Origin of the sequence: Rubrivirga sp. SAORIC476, assembly GCF_002283555.1 — a bacterium.
Classification (GTDB): Bacteria; Bacteroidota; Rhodothermia; order Rhodothermales; family Rubricoccaceae; genus Rubrivirga.
On record NZ_MVOI01000003.1, the window covers coordinates 629,694 to 647,468 of the forward strand.

Sequence of the window (17,775 nt, forward strand, 5' to 3'; positions counted from 1 at the left end):
GCCGTACCCGGGGAGCGGGGGCCGGACGCTAGCTTGCCGTCCCGCTCCCCTCTCCCGATGCGCGCCGCCTCCCTTCTCCTCGCCCTCCTCGTCACCGCAAGCGCTGCCCGGGCCCAGGCGCCGTCTCCCGCCGAGCCGTACGCCGCCGCCGCCGCGCGCATCGTCCAGGCCGCCCTGGCCGACAGCGCCGGCTACGACCGCGTCGCCTATCTCGCCGACACGTTCGGCCCGCGCCTGAGCGGCTCCGACGCGCTGGAGGCCTCCATCGACTGGATCCTCGACGCCATGCGAGCCGACGGCCTGGAGAACGTCCGCGGCCAGCCCGCGAGGGTGCCCACCTGGGTGCGCGGCGCCGAGTCGGCCACGCTGGTGACGCCCTCCGGCGGCGTAGACCTCCCCATGCTCGGCTTGGGCGGGAGCGTCGGCGGGACCGTCGAGGCGGAGGTGCTGGTCGTCGGCTCGTTCGAGGAGCTGACCAACCGCGCCGACGAGGCGCAGGGCCGCATCGTGCTGTTCGACGTGCCGTTCACGACCTACGGCGCGACGGTCGCCTACCGCGTCGGGGGCGCCGCCGCGGCCGCCGAGGTCGGGGCCGTCGCCAGCCTGGTCCGCTCGGTCGGGCCGACGGGCCTGAGCACGCCCCACACGGGCACGATGCGCTATGGCGAGGGCCTCCCCGAGATCCCGCATGCCGCCGTCACCATCGAGGCGGCCGAGATCCTGCGCCGCATCCAGGACCGCGGCGACCGGCCGGTGGTCCGCCTGGAGATGGCCGCCCAGACCCTGGAGGACCGCCTCTCGCGCAACGTGATCGGTGAGCTGCGCGGGCGCGAGATGCCCGACGAGGTGGTGATCGCGGGCGGCCACATCGACTCGTGGGACGTGGGCCAGGGGGTCCACGACGACCTGGCCGGGTGCGTCGTCACCTGGGAGGCCGTGCGGCTGCTGAACCGCCTCGGCCTCCGCCCGCGGCGGACGGTCCAGGTGGCCCTCTGGACCAACGAGGAGAACGGCCTCCGCGGCGCCACCACCTTCCGCGACTCCCTCGGGACGGACGTGTCGCACATCCAGCTCGCACTGGAGAGCGACAGCGGCGTCTTCGAGCCGGTCGGCTTCGGCTACGGCGGCTCGGCCGAGGGACAGGCGATGCTCGCGGCACGCGTCGACCCGCTCATCGCCGGGGTGGTCGCCCACGACGCCGAGGCGGGGCCGCCCGGCGTCACGCTCGGCGGCGGCGGGGCCGACATCGGGCCGATGATGCGCGACGGCGTGCCCGGCCTCAGCCTCCGCACCGACAACGGCGACTACTTCGTCTACCACCACACGCCCGCCGACACGCTCGACAAGCTGGACGCGAACCACGTCCAGCGGGCCGTCGCCATGACGGCCATCCTGCTCTACGTGGCCGCGGAGATGCCCGAGCGGCTGCCCCACGGCGAGTAGCCGCTACCGCGCCAGCGTCACCTGCGCCAGCGCCGACCCGCCTCCGCCCGTCACGCGGACGAAGTAGGTGCCGCTCGGCAGTCCGCCGCGCCGGAGCGCGACGCCGCGCGGCACGTTCGCCGTGACCGCGCCCTCGTAGAGCGTCCGCACGCGTCGGCCCACGACGTCCATCAGCTCGACGATCACGAAGCGCGTCTCCTTGCTCGTCACCTCGATCGTCGCCGAGGTCGAGAACGGGTTCGGCCCGACCCTCAGCCCCAGGTCAGAGGCTCCCGGAGGCGATGGCACCGAGAGGATGCCGGGGCAGTCCGAGAGGTCCGCGGGCTGCTCCGTCTCCAGCGTGATGTCGCTGGACGCACCGGGCAGGGTCAGATCGGCGAACGCGAGCCCGGCCTCCTGGAACGCCTGGGCCATCGGCCGATACGTGGAGAGGCTGTCGCTCTGCTCGGAGGGGTCGAGGTCGATGCGGAAGAACCCCTGGGCGACGTTCTCGGAGGTACGGCGCGACGTGTACTTCCAGGTGGCGTTCTGGACGCCGAGCCACGAGCCGTCGCTGCCCGTGCGCCGGTACGAGTACAGCAGGCGCTCCAGGAGGGTGTCGGTCGGCCGCTCGCCCGCGAGTTGAGGCCCCTGGTTGGCTCCGTCGAGCGGAAGGAGCGGCGGCGAGGCGCCAGGCACGAGCCCCATCACGGTCGGAAACACGTCGAGGTACCACACCGGGTGGTCGATGACGCGCGGCTCGAACCGCTGGGGCGCCCACACGACCGACGGCACACGGATCCCCCCCTCCCACGACTGGCCCTTCTTCCCCCGCAGGGGCCCGTTGTCGCCCCCCAGCTCGGCGGCCCCGCCGTTGTCGGAGAGGAACCACACGACCGTCTCGCGCTCGGAACTCGACGCCCGGATGGTCTCCATGATCCGCCCGATGGACCGGTCGAGGTTGGTGACCATCGCCGCGTACGTGCGGCGCGGCTCGGGCAGCGACGCGTACAGCGCGATGTCCTCCTCGGGGGCCTGCAGCGGCGTGTGGGGCGCCGTGAAGGGCAGGTACAGGAAGAGCGGTTTCAGCCTGGGGACCGAGAGCACCTCCACGGCCTCGTCGGCGATCAGGTCGGTGGTGTAGCCGCCCGTGTCCACGGGCGCCACGCCTCGCCACCAGTCCGGGCCGACGATCGTGAGCCGGTTGTAGTAGTTGGCCCCGCCGCCGAGCATGCCGAGGAAGGCGTCGAAGCCGTGGAGGCCGGGGTGGTAGGGGCAATCGTCGCCGAGGTGCCACTTGCCCACCATCGAGGTCTCGTAGCCGGAGGCCTTGAGCGCCTCCGCGAGCGTCGTCTCGGCCTGCGGCAGACCGACCGTGTCGGCGCGCGTGACGGGCTCGTTGATGCCCATCCGGATCGGGTAGCGGCCCGTCAGCAGGCCCGCGCGCGACGGCGAGCACAGCGGCGACGTGTAGAAGCGGTCCAGCACGACGCCCTCGGCCGCGAGTTGGTCGAGGTGGGGCGTGGCGATCTCGGAGCCGTTGTAGCCCACATCCCCGAAACCCATGTCATCGGCCACGATGAGGACCACGTTGGGCTGGGCGACGGCCGGCGCGAGGAGCGCGCACACCACGGCGCAGAGGGCGAAAACCTGACGCACGGACATGGAAACCAGGGGGGCGGACGAGCAAATTAGCCGGGCCGGGCCGCACAGGGGAGGGAGAGCGCTCGAATGCCCCCACATGCCTTTGCACACTCGCGCTCCTGTCCACGCTCGCCGCCGGGCAACGAGTCCGCTGCGTCCGGGTCTAGCTTTCTCCATGCGCCGCGCCCTCCTCCTGTCCGCTGCCGTCGTGGCCGGATGCGCCGGTGCGGCTCGCCTCTCCCGCGCCGACCTCGTGGGCACCACGTGGCGGGAGGTCTGCCCCGCGCCCGAGATCGCGACCGCCTACGTCCGCCTCGACGCCGACGGGCAGATGGCCTGGAGCTACGCCCACCCCGACTCGGTGCGCCGCGACACCGTCCACTCGTGGGCCGTCGAGGACGGCGAGCTGCTGTTGCGGTGGAACCTGGGCAGCGCCACCTCGCGCTACCCTGCCAGCGCGGACCCGCGCCGCCTGGAGGCCGACTCGTCGACGTTCTGCCTGGGCGAGCGACCGTGGCTGGACCGGGTGCGGTAAGGCGACCGGTCCGCGCGTCGATGGCGAGAGGCCGCCCGGCACGGAAGCGCAACCTCGTCGGCTGTTGCCCCGTCGGGGCCAGCGGCGGCATGGGAACGACCTGAGTCTCGGGCATTTCGCGGGTTCCCCACGCCGGAGACCGAACCCCGCCGCCCCTTCCGCATCCACCGCCGGTCTTCCCCCCTGCCGATGGCCCGCCGACTGCTTCTCCTCGCCCTCCTGGCGTCCCTCGCTGGCTCCGCCTCGGCGCAGACGGCGGCTCTCAATGGGTTCGTGCGCGATGCCCAGTCCGGCGAGACGCTGCTCCAGGCGACGGTCCGCGTGGAGGGCACCGCACGCGGCGCGGCCACCAACGTATCCGGCTTCTACACCCTCGGCGACCTGCCGCCCGGCGAGGCCACCATCACGGCCAGCTACCTCGGCTACCAGCCCGTCCGGCGGACGGTCACGCTGACGGCGGGCGAGACGACGCGCCTCGACATCGACCTGGCGCCCGAGGGCGTCACCACCGACGAGGTGGTCGTGGAGGCGGAGGAACCCATCGAGGAGGAGCGCGCGCCGGGTACGACCACGGTCTCCATCGACCTGGTGGAGGCGCTGCCGACCGTCTTCGAGGCCGACCTCTTCCGGTCCATCCAGTTGCTGCCGGGCGTCAAGGCGTCGAGCGACTTCTCGTCGGCCCTCTACATCCGCGGCGGCTCGCCGGACCAGACGCTCATCCTGCTCGACGGCACGACGGTCTACAACCCGACCCACTTCTTCGGCTTCTTCTCGACGTTCAACACCGAGGCCATCAAGGACGTGCGCCTCTACAAGGGCGCCTACCCGAGCACCTACGGCGGGCGGCTGGGGTCGGTGGTGGATGTCTACAACCGCGACGGCAACCGCAACGAAACGCACGGGTCGCTCAGCCTCGGGCTGCTGGCGAGCCGGGTCGGCGTGGAGGGGCCGATTCCGGGCGTGCCGGGCTCCTACTCGTTCAACGCGCGGCGGAGCACGCTGGAGCCGCTGCTGGCGGTCCTGCGCGAGCAGCTCGACGAGGACGGCATCCCGGAGAGCTTCTACTTCTACGACCTCAACGGCAAGGTCTCGGTGGACCTCTCGCCCAACGACCGCATCAGCGTCGCGTCGTACGCGGGCCGCGATCAGGTGGTGGTGCCCTTCGGCGACGATGCCCGCTTCGACCTCGACTACGGCAACCGGACCGGCTCGATCGCCTACAACCGCGTCCTCTCGGGGACGGCGTTCGCGCAGACACGCCTGACCGCGAGCCGCTACTTCAGCTACCCCACCGGCGAGTTCGGCGAGACGGGCTTCGAGCGGCCCAACACGATCACCGACTACTCGGTCCGCTCCGACGTGGAGTGGTTCCCGACGGGCGGCGTGGAGCTCAAGACGGGCGCCTGGGCCGGGCTCCTCGACCTCGGCTTGTCGAGTTCCTTCAACGGCTCCACGCAGACCGACTACCGCAACCCGTCGCGCTACGCCTCGGGCTACGTGCAGGGTCGCCTGAAGCCCGGCAACGGCTGGATCCTGACCGGCGGCGTCCGCGCGGAGTACTTCCGGAGCGAGACTGACGACCTCCTCGACGACGATCCGTCGGTGCCGGCGAGCTACGTGCGGGTCTCGCCGCAGGTGCAGGTCGAGAAGACGATGGGCGAGAACCTCGTGCTGCAGGCCGCGGCCGGGCGCTACCACCAGTTCCTGTCGCTCATCACCAACGAGGCCTTCTCGGGCTTCGACACCTGGGTGACGACGGGCGTGGGCGTGCCGCCGCAGGAGTCGGACCAGCTGGTGCTCGGCGTCAAGACGAACCTCGGCCCGGCCTACCGGCTCGACGTGGAGGTCTACGGCCGGACGCTACGCGACCTGTTCGACACGCGCCCCGAGGTGCAGGACGTGGCAGGGCTGGACTACCAGGACCTGTTCCGCTTCGGCCGCGGCTACGCCTACGGCGCCGAGGTCCTGCTGGAGCGCGGCCTCGGACGCCTGACGGGCCTGGTCAGCTACACCATCGGCGTGACGCGGCGGCGCTACCCGGCCGAGCAGCAGTTCGACGTGTACTTCCCGCCCAAGTACGACCGCCTCCACGACCTGACGCTGGTCGCCAACTACGACCTGGGCCGCGGCTGGAAGGCGACCGCCGTCGGCGCCTACGCGACCGGGCAGGCCTACACCTCGCCGTCGGGCCTCTACGTCATCGACGGGTTGCCGTTCGAGGACCCGGACCTGGTGGTCTCGCAGACGAACGCGCTCAACAGCGCGCGCCTGGAGCCCTACCACCGCGCCGACCTCGGCTTCACCAAGACCGGCGCCTGGTCCTGGGCGGACTACGAGTTGCAGCTCCAGCTCGTCAACGTCTACAACCGCCGCAACCTGTGGTTTTTGAACTACGACCGCGGCGAGAACCCCATCGGGGTGACCGAGGTGCGTCAGCTCCCGATCCTCCCCAACGTGTCCATCTCGCTGGCGTTTTGAGTTCAGGGTTCGGGGTTCTGGGTTCGCAGAGGTGCGGGTCCTGGCGAACCCTGAACCCCGAACCCTGAACCACGAACTCATATGCGCATCTCCCTCCTCCTCGCCGTCCTGGCGCTCGCCCTCGGCGCGTGCGACGGCACCACCGACGACGGCTTCACGCCGCAGCTCGTGGTCGCGGCCCAGTTGGGCGCGGGCGAGCCGCTGCCGTCGGTTCGCCTGACACGCACGTCGCCCTTCCTCGACGTGTACGACCCGACCGACCTCGGCATCGTCGGGGCTACGGTCACGGTGACGCGCACCGGAGCCGACGAGGCGGTCTACGCCTACGTCCCCACCCAGACGCCGGGCGTCTACGCGCCCGCCGACGCGTCCGTGACCGTGACCGCCGGGACGACGTACCGGCTCCGCGTCGAGGCCGACGGCGAGACGGTCACCGCCGAGACCACGGTGCCGCCGACGCTGCTCACCGTCGGCGAGCCGCAGGTGTCGGTCGTCTACGGCGTCGGCCAGGGACCCGAGGTGCGCGTCAACCGGACCTCGACGGCGGAGCGACAGGCCACGTTCGTCGCCACCACGCGCGCCCTCGACCCGGCCGACTTCGTCGAGGTGGACGTGGACGGCGAGACGTTCTACCGGAGCGTCCCCGGGTCCGGCTTCCTCCTGACGCCCATCTACGCGCGCATCCTTGACTGCGAGGACGAGGAGGGCGGCACGATCCTGTGCGCCGAGGACCCGCGCGACGACGGCATCCGCTCCGGCACGTCGCCCGTCATCAACGAGGCCAGCTACATCGACCTCGGCGACGGGTCGCTGCTGGTGCAGGTGCCGTTCCTCGCGTTCGGCTACTACGGCCCCAGTCGGGTGTCGCTGGTGTCGCTCGACGCGGCGCTCCAGGCGTTCGTCCAGACACAGGCCGTCCAGCTCGGCGGCAGCACCCTCTCGCCGGGCGAGATCCCCAACGTGACCACCAACGTCGTGGGCGGGCTGGGCCTGTTCGGGTCGTACGCGCGGGTGAGCAACCAGACTGAGATCGTCGAGCCGTAGCCCGGTCCGCCTCGGCGCGTCCGCGGAGGGACCGAGGCGGGGTCAGGCAGCGACGGTGCGAGCGAAGCGCAGCTTCTCCGGGTGCGTCGCCCGGATGAGCGCCCGCGCCAGCGCCCGCGTCGAGTTGACGAAGGGCGTTCCCTCGTGGCGCCGCTCCGGGATCGCCAGCGGGAGTTCGGTGCAGCCCAGGATCACGGCGTCCGCCCCACGGGCGGCGAGGTGCTCGGTGGCGGCCAGCAGCGCCTCGCGGGAGCGCGGATCGGGCGGCGCGCTCTGCGCCTTCAGCCCCCACGGGCCGTAGATGGTCTCCTGGACGGCCGTCTGGTGGGCGGTGTCGGGCACGACCGCCTGGAGGCCGGCCGCCTCCAGCCCGATCTGGTGGAGCCGGTTCGAGACGGACGACGAGGTCGCCAGCACCCCGATGTGCGACGCGCCGGGCGCCACCTCGGACACGTTCTGCACGATCGCGTCCACGATATGGAGCAGGCGTATCTCCCGGCCGTCGGCGAGCAGCCCCTCGTGCAGGCGGTCGTAGATGGCCGGAGCGTGGGCCGTGTTGCAGGGGATGCCCGCGACGGCGCACCCCGCATCGTCGAGCCGACGGAGGACCTCCATCATGGCCGGGATCGGGCTCGGCGCCGTCTCGTCGGCCAGCCATGCCGCCCGGTCGGGGATGCGGTTGGAGTACGAGATGAGCGCCACCGGCAGGTGCTCCTGGTCGGCGTGCGCCTCGGTCTCGTCGAAAATCGCGCGGACGAGGTCGAGGCCGGCGTACGGACCGAGGCCGCCCAGGACGCCGATGGCAGAGCGCTCGTCGGCAGAGGGCGCGCCGTTGAGAGCGGAGAGGGCGGGGTCGAGCGTCGAGGGCACGGGATCGGGTGAAAAGAGAAGCAAGACCCGCTGACGACCGGCGAGGGAGGGGCGGGAGCGGAGAGAGTCGTGGTCCGCGCGGCCGGATCCGCCTAGCTTGGGGCGTGCCCGGCCGGGACGACAGCCTACGCCGCCTGTCGCGACCGGTGCCGCCTGCCCCATGGTGTAATGGCAGCACACCACTCTTTGGAAGTGGTTGTGGAGGTTCGAATCCTCCTGGGGCAACTCCTGGTCGCTCCCCCGGGGCGACTGCCGGTCCTCCCTCCCCTCCCCGACCGTGGCCCTCCTCGTGCCCGCCTCGACGCTGCCTGTCTCGATCTTTGCCGGGCGCTCCAACCCTGCGCTGGCCCAACGGATCGCCGAGGAAGGCGGTTGGACCCTGGGCGAGGTGACCCTCAAGGACTTCTCCGATGGCGAGATCTACGTTCGCTACGAGGAGTCGATCCGGGGCACCGACCTGTTCATCATCCAGTCGACCCCGCCGCCAGCGGAGCACTGGATGGAGCTCTTCCTGATGATCGACGCCGCGCGGCGGGCCTCGGCGGCGCGCATCACGGCGGTGCTGCCGTACTTCGGCTACGCGCGGCAGGACCGAAAGGACCAGCCCCGCGTGTCCATCGCGGCCCGCATGATCGCGAAGATGCTCCAGGACGCGGGCGTGGACCGGGTGCTGACGATGGACCTCCACGCGGCCCAGATCCAGGGCTTCTTCGACATCCCGGTCGACCACCTCTATGGCTCGGCGGTGTTCGAGACGTGGCTCGACGAGAACACGCTGATGCTGGCGGGCTCCAACGGCCAGACGGTCGAGGACTTCCGTCAGAACCTCGTGGTGGTCGCCCCGGACGTGGGCGCGTCGAAGATCGCGCGGGCCTACGCCAAGCGCTTCAAGGCCGGGCTGGCGCTCATCGACAAGCGGCGGCCGGAGGCCAACGTGGCCGAGGTGATGAACATCATCGGCGACGTGAAGGGCAAGAACTGCCTGGTGATCGACGACCTGTGCGATACGGCGGGCACGCTCACGTCGGGCGCGAAGGCGCTCTCCGACGCGGGCGCGCTGAGCGTGCAGGCGTTCTGCTCCCACCCACTGCTCTCCGGCCCGGCCGTCGACCGCATCGAGGCGAGCCCGCTCAGCCGCGTCATCGTGACCGACTCGGTGCCGCTGGCGCGCACGTCCGACAAGATCGAGGTCATCTCGGTGGCGCCGCTCTTCGCCGAGTCGATCCACCGCATCGGCTCCGACGAGTCCATCTCGACGCTGTTCGTGGAGTGACGGCCCCCGCTCGGATGGGGCCGCCGGGCGGCCGCGCGTGCCTCCGCTCGGCGGCTCGGGGTTGCCTGGATTGAGGAGCGGTCGCCATCATGGTGCTTTGGCCCTCGCGATCCGATGCGTCGTCTCCTCGTCCTCGTCCTGGCCGTTCCCGTCCTCGCCCTCGCTCAGGCCGGGCCGCCGTCTTCCATCGCGGGCGACTGGGTCTTCCGGATGGAGGGCGACCCGACGCCCCAGCGCGTCGCCCTGACGGCCGACGGCGATCTGATCCGTGGACGCGTTTACGGCTCGCCCTTCGAAGGCACGATGACAGGCGCCATGCTGGCCTTCGACGTCAGCGGGTACGCGTGGAGCGGCACGCAGGACGGCGACCGCCTGGAGGGCTGGATCGTGTCAGACGGAGACTCCAGTCGGTGGTCGGGCGACCGCTTCCGCGCCCCGGCCTCGCCGCGCACGTTCGAGGTGACGCCCACCACGTACCACCGGCTCGTCGGCTCCGACGCTGAGCCCGCGCTCCGCCTCTACGCGGGCGACACCGTCCGCACCACGACCGTCGACGCGGCGGGCTGGAGCACGGGCGGCTACCGGGAGCCCGGCAACCGCGTCACGCGCGGCGGGAATCCCCTCACGGGACCGTTCGTGGTGGAGGGGACGCTTCCCGGCGACGTGCTGGCGGTGACGCTCCACCGGGTCCGCCTCAACCGCGACTGGGCCTACAGCGGCGACGCGATCCTGTCGAGCGTCCTCGACCCGCAGGCCCTCGCCGACCGCGAGGTAGGGGGCACCCTCGTCCAGTGGGTGCTCGACCCCGACGCGGGCGTCGCCCGGCTGGCCGAGCCCCTGCCGACGCTGGGCGCGTACGAGACCCCGCTGACGCCGTTCTTGGGGAGCATCGCGGTCGCGCCTGGAGGCGGCGTGACGCCGAGTTCGCGCGACTCGGGCCCGTACGGCGGCAACATGGAGCTGTCGGCCGTGCGCGAGGGGGCGACCGTGTACCTGCCCGTCGGCGAGGAGGGCGCCTACCTCTACCTCGGCGACGGCCACGCCGCCCAGGGGGACGGCGAGCTGACCGGCGACGCGCTGGAGACGAGCCTCGACGTGACCTTCTCGGTCGAGGTGTTGCGGTACCGGTTCTACCAGGTGCCGCGCGTCGAGACCGAGGACGCGCTGGTGAGCGTCGGCATCGCGGGCTCGCTGGACCGGGCGGTCGAACAGGCGACCTCCGACCTCGTGCGCTGGCTGGGGGAGGCCTACGGGCTGACGGACACCGAGACCGCACTCGTGATGGGCACCGCGCTTCGGTACGACATCCCCGACCTCGTGCAGCCCTGGATCAGCGTCTCAGCCCGCATCGACAAGGCTGCGCTGGCGGGGATCGGAGGGTAGCCTGCGCGGCGGCTCTTCGCCGATTTGTCGCGGTACGCCCCCCGTGCCCCGCCGTAGGCTTCGGGTTCGATCCGCGAGACAGGCCCGACCCCGGGACGGTCCTCGGTCCCCGACCCCCGCATCCGAACCGAATCATGCAGTCCATCACGCTCGACGTCCAGCCGCGCGAGACCGGCAAGGTCGCCACGAAGGCCGTCCGCCGCGAGGGCCTCGTCCCGTGCGTCCTCTACGGCACCCACACGGAGCCCGTCCACTTCGCCACGGAGACGCTGAGCCTCCGCCCGCTCATCTTCACCACCGAGACGTACCGCGTGGCGGTGTCGGTCGGCGGCGAGGACTACGAGGCGATCCTCAAGCAGGTCGACTTCCACCCGGTCACCGACCAGCCGCTCCACGTCGACTTCCTGGCGCTGACGCCGGGCGAGGACCTGACGATGACGATTCCGATCCATCTGGAGGGCACCGCGCGCGGCGTCAAGGCCGGCGGCGCGCTGTCGCAGCCGCTCAACGACCTCCAGATCCGGGCCCTCCCGAAGGACATCCCGGGCCACGTCTCCATCGACGTGACCGCCCTGGAGATGGGCGAGTCGCTCCACGTCTCGGACCTCGCCCTCGGCGACGCCATCACGGTCCTCACCGACCCCGAGCGCACCATCGCGTCGGTCACCGCGCCGAAGGTGGTCGCGACCGACGACGAGGAGGCCGAGGCCCTGGAGGCCGACCTCGAGGGCGCCGAGGAGGCACCCGAGGCGACCGAGGACGCGTAGGCGTCTCGTCGGCACGCACGATCCCCGTAGGGGCACGGCCCGGCGCCGTGCCCCTGCGTTCGTTTCAGCCCCCCTGCGATGTCCTGGCTCTCTCGCCTCTTCGGCGGCCCGCCACCGCCCGCCCTGGCCCCGTCGCGACTGATCGTGGGGCTCGGCAACCCCGGCCCCGACTACGTGGGCACGCGCCACAACGCGGGCTTCATGGTCGTCGACCGTCTCGCCGAGCGCCTGGGCGCGGACCTGTCCACGGAGGCCGCCCACGCGTTCGTCGGCGAGGTGACGGTGCCCGCCGAGGGCGACGCCGAGGCGGTGGTGCTCGCGCTGGCGAAGCCGCTCACGTTCATGAACCGGAGCGCGCGCGCGGTGACGGCCCTGCTCGACCGGTACGGCCTCGACGTGGACGACCTGCTGATCGTCTACGACGACCTCGCGCTGCCCGTCGGCGGGCTGCGACTGCGCGGAAAGGGCTCCCACGGCGGCCACAACGGCATCCGCGACCTCATCCAGACCCTCGGCTCCACCGAGTTTCCCCGGTTGCGCGTAGGGGTGGGGAATAGTTTCCCCCCCGGCAGGCAGGTCGATTTCGTCCTGTCGCCTTTCGACGATGCGGAGGAAGAGGCGGTCTCGGCCGCCCTCGACGACGCGGCCGACGCCGCGCTCACCTTCGCCCGCGATGGCCTGACGGCCGCCATGAACCGGCACAACCGCCGCTAGGCGCCCGACGGCCCCTCACCCGACGAACCGCCCGCCAGGGCACCGACTCGCTCACCCCCACATCATGGAATCCACTCTCGCCCTGCTCGTCCCCATCGCGGGGATTCTCGCGCTGGGATACGCCTTCCTCCGCTCCCGCTGGGTCACCGCACAGCCGGTCGGCACCGAGCGCATGGCGGAGATCGCCGCCGACATTCAGGAGGGCGCCAACGCCTTCCTCCGCCGCGAGTACCGCGTGCTGGCCCTCTTCGTCATCGTGGTGGCGGCGCTGCTGCTGCTGGCCAACCTCGGCCGTGCGGACTCGAGCCCGCTGATCGCGCTGTCGTTCACCGTCGGCGCGCTCTGCTCGGCGCTGGCGGGCTTCTTCGGCATGCGCGTGGCGACGAAGGCCAACGTGCGGACGACGAACGCGGCGCGGACGTCGCTCGGCAGCGCCCTCAACGTCGCCTTCTCGGGCGGCCTCGTGATGGGCCTCTCGGTCGTCGGACTGGGCCTGCTCGGGCTGGGCACGCTGTTCGTCGTCTACTCGGGCATGTTCGACGGCACCGACGGCGTGCTGCAGCCGCTGGAGGTCACGCGCGTGCTGAACGTGCTGGCGGGCTTCTCGCTGGGCGCCTCCTCGATCGCGCTGTTCGCGCGCGTCGGCGGCGGCATCTACACGAAGGCGGCCGACGTGGGCGCCGACCTCGCGGGCAAGGTCTACGAGGGCATCCCGGAGGACGACCCGCGCAACCCGGCCACCATCGCCGACAACGTGGGCGACAACGTCGGTGACGTGGCAGGCATGGGCGCGGACCTGTTCGAGTCGTACGTCGGCTCGATCATCGGCGCGATGGTGCTCGGCGCGGCGTTCGCGGCGGCCCTGGTCGACGCGGGCGGCATGGAGCTGGGCGCAGTCCTGCTCCCGCTGGTCATCGCGGCGGTCGGCATCGTGGTCTCCATCCTGGGCTCGTTCTTCGTCAAGGTGAAGGAGGGCGGCAACCCGCAGCGGGCGCTCAACATCGGCGAGTTCGGCGCGGCCGGCCTGATGGCGGTGCTGGCGTACTTCATCATCGCGTTCATGCTGCCGAGCGAGTTCACGGCGACGACCCCCATCGTGGGCACGTTCACGTACTCGTCGCTGGGCGTCTTCTGGGCGGTGCTGATCGGCCTCGCCTCGGGCACGGCGATCGGCCTCATCACGGAGTACTACACGGCGACCCACACGGCGCCGGTGACCGGCATCGCGAAGGCCTCGGTGACGGGCGCGGCGACCAACATCATCTCGGGCCTCGGCGTCGGGATGTACTCGACGGGCCTCCCGACGATCGTGCTGGCGCTGGCCATCATCGGCGCGTTCACGTTCGCAGGCCTGTACGGCATCGCGATCGCGGCCCTCGGCATGCTGTCGGTGACGGGCATCCAGCTCGCCGTCGATGCCTACGGTCCGATCTCGGACAACGCGGGCGGCATCGCGGAGATGGCGGAGCTTCCGCCGGAGGTCCGCGAGCGGACCGACCTGCTGGACGCGGTCGGCAACACGACGGCGGCCATCGGCAAGGGCTTCGCGATCGGCTCGGCGGCGCTGACGGCGCTGGCGCTGTTCGCGGCGTTCATGCAGCAGGCGGGCATCGAGGCGATCAACGTGGCCGACCCGCGCATCCTGGCGGGCGTCCTGATCGGCGGCATGCTGCCGTTCGTGTTCTCGGCGATGGCCATGAACGCGGTCGGTCGCGCCGCGGCGGACATGATCAAGGAGGTCGGGCGCCAGTTCGCCGAGATCCCGGGCCTGCGCGAGGGCACGGCCAAGGCCGACCACGCGCGCTGCGTGGACATCTCGACGAAGGCGGCGCTGCGGGAGATGATCCTGCCGGGCGTCCTCGCGGTGGTGGTGCCGGTCGCGATCGGCTTCTACGACAAGAACATGCTCGGCGGCCTGCTGGTGGGCGTGACGGTGACGGGCGTCCTGATGGCCATCTTCCAGTCCAACGCCGGTGGCGCGTGGGACAATGCGAAGAAGCGCATCGAGAGCGGCGTCACGTTCGACGGCGTGACCTACGGCAAGGGCTCGGACGTCCACAAGGCGGCGGTCGTGGGTGACACGGTCGGCGACCCGCTCAAGGACACCTCGGGCCCGTCGCTCAACATCCTCGTCAAGCTGATCTCGGTGGTGGCGCTCGTCATCGCGCCGCTGATCGCGGGCACGGGCGACGCCGGCACGACGGAAGTCGACGAGACGCTCCAGATCGAGGAGATCGACCTCGGCGTGGCCGCCCCCGACGCGGACGTGGTGGAGCTGGTCCCGTCGGAGACGGTCGTGACCGAGACCGTGGAGCCGGAGGCCGCCCCGGTGGCAGAGGTCGTCCCGACGACGGCAGAGGTGGCGGTGCAGTAGCACGGCCATCGGTCGACAGACTGAGCGCCCGGTCTCCGCGTGGAGGCCGGGCGCTTTTTCTGATCCCGCCTCGGGCCCGAGGCGAGCAGGGCGGATGGAGAGGGGGATGCGTTAAGACACCGCGGCGAAAGCGCTTGCGAACGGACGCGGCGGAAACCCTCCGGAGCGGGGACGATTCACGCGAGGCCCCCTCCCTGCCGATGCCCCCTCCTCTCTCTCTCCCACACACGCTCCGCCAGTACCGACTGGAGGCCACGCTCGGCAAGGGATCGTGGGGCACGGTCTACCGGGCCGTCGACACGCATCTGCTGCGGACGGTGGTGGTGAAGCTGCTCCACACCGCAGGCGACCCGGCAGCACAGACGGCGCGGCTCCTGGAGGAGGCCCGTCTCGCATCGGCGGTGGACCACCCCAACGTGTGCGCGGTCTACGAGGCGGGCGAGGCCGACGGGCAGTCGTTCCTCGTCATGCAGTACGTCCCCGGCCGGACGCTCGACGCGCTGCTGGAGGACGGCCGCCTGGACGACGCGTTGGCGCTCTCGCTCGGCATCCAGATCGCCGACGGGCTGGCGGCAGCGCACCGCTACGGGGTCCTCCACCGCGACCTGAAACCGTCCAACGTGATGGTGACCGACGAGGGCGTGGCGAAGGTGCTGGACTTCGGGCTGGCGCGGCGGACGGCTCCCGGCGCCGCGCCGGAGGACCTGCCGCCTGCAGACCGCGCCGATGCTGCAGACCGTGCCGACACGGCGATGTCGTCGCGCTTCGGCACGACGGCCTACATGGCGCCCGAGCAGTTCGCGACGCGCCGGAGCACCGAGCAGAGCGACGTATGGGCGCTGGGGGTGATCCTGTTCCAGATGGCGACCGGGCAGCACCCGTTCTGGATGCGGTCGATGAACCCGGCGCAGTTGCCGAGCGCGATCCAGTCGTACCCGGTGCCGTCGCCGACAGGCGTCCGGCCAGATCTGGACCCGGCGTTCGGCGCGGTGATCGCGAAGGCGCTCGCGCGGTTGCCGGACGACCGGTACCACCATGCGAGCGAGGTGCGGGACGCGCTGCGGACGGTGGCGCAGGCGCTCGTCCCGGAGCCGGGCGTGGCGGCGGTCGGGATCGCGCCGCCGGTCCCCCTCCCCCCGTCCGAGGACGCCGCGCCGCGCCGCGGCCTGCTGGGCGCGCTCGCCGACCGCCTCCTGCCCGCGCGCGGCACGGCGCCCGACAACGCGGTCGCGGTGGTGCCGTTCGCAGACGCGAGCGAGGCGCCGGGCCCGGCCTACGTCGGCTTCGCACTGGCGGACGCTGTGGCGACGCGACTGGCCGGCGCGCCGACCCTGAGGGTCCGCCCTCCCCGTGCGCTCCGGGGAGCCGACACACCCGTCGAGGCCGGGCGGCAGGCCGCAGCGGCATTCGTGCTGACGGGCCAGTTCGCGCGGACGCCCGACGGCTTCCACCTCGGCTGGACGCTCGTCGCCGTCGCCACCGAGGCGGTCGTGCAGGGCGGGACGGTCGAGGTGGCGGGTGACCTCATCGAGGCCCAGCGGCGACTCGGGGACGATGTGTTCGCGTCGCTCGCGGCGTCGGGCGCGCTCCCCATCGCTCCGGCGCCCCAGTTTCGCCCGGTCGACGCGGTGGACGAGGCGGCGCTGCCGGACGCGCTCGTGGAGGACTACCTCGGCGCCCGATCGCTGATGGACGGACAGGCGTCGCGGTCGGGCCTGCACGCGGACCTGATCCGGGCGACGGAGGCGTTCGAGCGGGTGGTCGCGGAGGCGCCCGACTTCGCCCCGGCGCAGGCGGGGCTGGGCATCGCGCTCACGCGGGGCGTCCGCTTCGGCTACGGGGGCGTGGGGCACCTGCTGGCGGCGCAGCGGCACCTGGACCGGGCGCTCGCGCTGGACCCGTCCCACATCGAGGCGACCCTGTACCGCGCCTACACGCGCCTGTGGAGCGGCGAGACCGAACGGGCCCGCCAGGACGTGCAGCACCTCCTCCACACGGCCCCCGACGACGCCGAGGTGCAGGTCGGCGCGGGCGTCGTTCTCCAGTTGGACGGCCTGCTGGACGAGGCGCTCGACGCGCTCGGCACGGCGCTCCGGCTGGCGCCCGGCATCGGGCCGCGGGTCTACAACCTGCGGGCGCGCGTCCACCTGTACCAGCAGCGGCCCGAGGCGGCGCGGGTCGAGATCGACCGCGGCCTCTCGGTGGCCCCGGCGCACACGCTGCTGCGGACGACCGACGCCGTCTGGCACCTCCGCCACGGCCACCTCGGCGACGCCGTGGAGCGGCTCGCGTCGGTCGTGGCCGACGACCCGCTGCTGCGGCTGGCGCACCCGACGCTCGCCATCGCCGCCCACCGCACCGGCGACCCCGAGCGCGCCCGATCGCTCATGACCGACGACCTGCTGGCGATGGCCGCGGCCGACTGCGAGATGGCCTACCGCGTCGGGACGTACTTCGCGGTCGCCGAGGACCCCGAGGCGGCGCTCCACTGGCTCCGGACGGCAGTCCACCTGGGCAACCACAACGCGCCCTGGCTGCTCGCCAACCCGGACTGGGAGGCGCTTCGGGAGACGGACGCGGGGGTCCGGCGGACGCTGCGGGAGGTCGCCGCGTCGCAGCCCGCGCTGCACGCCCGCTGGCGGCGGGTGTTGCCCGCGCGGCGAGCGTGACGACGCCTCGGGTCTCTCCACCCCGGTAGGTCCACCGAGGCGAGGGACGGCGGCTAGAAGCGGACGCCGACGGAGACGGGCAGGCGGACCGACGGCTGGAATTCCCCTCCGGACAGGAGGTCTGACAGGACGACCTGGAGGCTCACCTCGGGCACGAAGTGGACGCGCCCCGCAGGGACGACGATGCCCGACCGCAGGTGGACCTCCGGAACGACGGCGTACGGAGCGTGGTCGCCCGCACGCTCGTGGAAGGCGCCGATGCCCACGGACGCATGGGCCGGGGCCTCTCCGGACCGCACCCGGATCCTCGCGTCCAGGGTCGCGCCGACACTCAGCCCGGCTCCCGAGGGGGAGCCGAATCGAGGCGGAACGTCGTCGAACCATGCCCCTTCGAGGCCGACCGCCCAGCGAACCCGCCGGGCGTCGCTCCCGAAGCTCCGCCCCACCCGCACGCCTGTGCCAACGGCGTAGGCGTCCGCCATGCCGAACAGCGGAACGATGGCGGCAGGCGACACAGTGAGGCGGCCAGGCTCTGGCCCGCCCTGCGCCTGTGCGGAGGAGAGCAGGGCGAGCACCGAAAGGATCAGGGCGAGACGCATTGG

The 17,775-nt window shown here is 72.1% G+C and carries 13 protein-coding genes and 1 tRNA gene; 11 read left to right on the top strand and 3 right to left on the bottom strand.

The features are described 5' to 3' along the window. The first annotated feature begins 57 nt into the window (after positions 1-57). Positions 58-1,443 carry a M28 family peptidase gene (locus B1759_RS04550; protein ID WP_095513847.1) on the top strand — a complete coding sequence of 462 codons (1,386 nt, stop codon included), beginning with the start codon at positions 58-60 and terminating at the stop codon, positions 1,441-1,443. Positions 1,444-1,446: 3 nt separating this feature from the next. Here the strand turns inward: B1759_RS04550 and B1759_RS04555 are convergent, their stop codons facing one another. Next, a complete protein-coding gene (locus B1759_RS04555) occupies positions 1,447-3,087 on the bottom strand; it encodes a sulfatase-like hydrolase/transferase (RefSeq protein ID WP_233134384.1) in 1,641 nt (546 codons plus the stop codon). A gap of 154 nt (positions 3,088-3,241) precedes the next feature. Here B1759_RS04555 and B1759_RS04560 point away from each other — a divergent pair, with 154 nt between their 5' ends. The 3 genes from B1759_RS04560 to B1759_RS04570 all read left to right on the top strand — a co-directional run bounded on the left by B1759_RS04560 (position 3,242) and on the right by B1759_RS04570 (position 7,123). Continuing rightward, on the top strand, positions 3,242-3,601 hold the full coding sequence (locus tag B1759_RS04560; RefSeq protein ID WP_095513849.1) for a hypothetical protein: 360 nt from the start codon (positions 3,242-3,244) through the stop codon (positions 3,599-3,601). Between the two features lie 189 nt (positions 3,602-3,790). After that, positions 3,791-6,079, top strand: coding sequence for a TonB-dependent receptor (locus B1759_RS04565; RefSeq protein ID WP_095513850.1), 2,289 nt, complete (start codon positions 3,791-3,793; stop codon positions 6,077-6,079). An 81-nt stretch (positions 6,080-6,160) separates the two neighbouring features. After that, entirely contained in the window at positions 6,161-7,123 is a 963-nt protein-coding gene (locus B1759_RS04570) for a DUF4249 family protein (RefSeq protein WP_095513851.1), read from the top strand. A gap of 42 nt (positions 7,124-7,165) precedes the next feature. Here B1759_RS04570 and B1759_RS04575 read toward each other — a convergent pair whose 3' ends face one another. Further along, positions 7,166-7,993 (bottom strand): aspartate/glutamate racemase family protein, encoded by an 828-nt coding sequence (locus B1759_RS04575; RefSeq protein WP_158225124.1) that lies wholly within the window; start codon positions 7,991-7,993, stop codon positions 7,166-7,168. A gap of 154 nt (positions 7,994-8,147) precedes the next feature. Between B1759_RS04575 and B1759_RS04580 the strand changes: the two genes are divergently transcribed. From B1759_RS04580 to B1759_RS20430, 7 genes are all read left to right on the top strand, one after another. After that, positions 8,148-8,218 (top strand) — tRNA-Gln (locus B1759_RS04580). Between the two features lie 52 nt (positions 8,219-8,270). Then, positions 8,271-9,266, top strand: coding sequence for a ribose-phosphate pyrophosphokinase (locus tag B1759_RS04585; protein ID WP_233134385.1), 996 nt, complete (start codon positions 8,271-8,273; stop codon positions 9,264-9,266). 114 nt (positions 9,267-9,380) lie between these two features. After that, positions 9,381-10,649 carry an acetamidase/formamidase family protein gene (locus B1759_RS04590; protein ID WP_095513853.1) on the top strand — a complete coding sequence of 423 codons (1,269 nt, stop codon included), beginning with the start codon at positions 9,381-9,383 and terminating at the stop codon, positions 10,647-10,649. Positions 10,650-10,783: 134 nt separating this feature from the next. Next, the gene (locus B1759_RS04595; RefSeq protein ID WP_095513854.1) at positions 10,784-11,416 is read left to right on the top strand and encodes a 50S ribosomal protein L25; all 633 of its coding nucleotides are present in this window, start codon (positions 10,784-10,786) and stop codon (positions 11,414-11,416) included. 78 nt (positions 11,417-11,494) lie between these two features. Next, the gene (pth, locus tag B1759_RS04600) at positions 11,495-12,130 is read left to right on the top strand and encodes an aminoacyl-tRNA hydrolase (RefSeq protein WP_198948748.1); all 636 of its coding nucleotides are present in this window, start codon (positions 11,495-11,497) and stop codon (positions 12,128-12,130) included. 64 nt (positions 12,131-12,194) lie between these two features. Continuing rightward, positions 12,195-14,504, top strand: coding sequence for a sodium-translocating pyrophosphatase (locus B1759_RS04605; protein ID WP_095513855.1), 2,310 nt, complete (start codon positions 12,195-12,197; stop codon positions 14,502-14,504). 200 nt (positions 14,505-14,704) lie between these two features. Continuing rightward, positions 14,705-17,173: a serine/threonine-protein kinase gene (locus B1759_RS20430; RefSeq protein WP_095513856.1), complete on the top strand. Its 2,469-nt coding sequence runs from the start codon at positions 14,705-14,707 to the stop codon at positions 17,171-17,173. Between the two features lie 53 nt (positions 17,174-17,226). Here B1759_RS20430 and B1759_RS04615 read toward each other — a convergent pair whose 3' ends face one another. Continuing rightward, positions 17,227-17,772: a hypothetical protein gene (locus tag B1759_RS04615; RefSeq protein WP_095513857.1), complete on the bottom strand. Its 546-nt coding sequence runs from the start codon at positions 17,770-17,772 to the stop codon at positions 17,227-17,229. Positions 17,773-17,775: the final 3 nt, after the last annotated feature.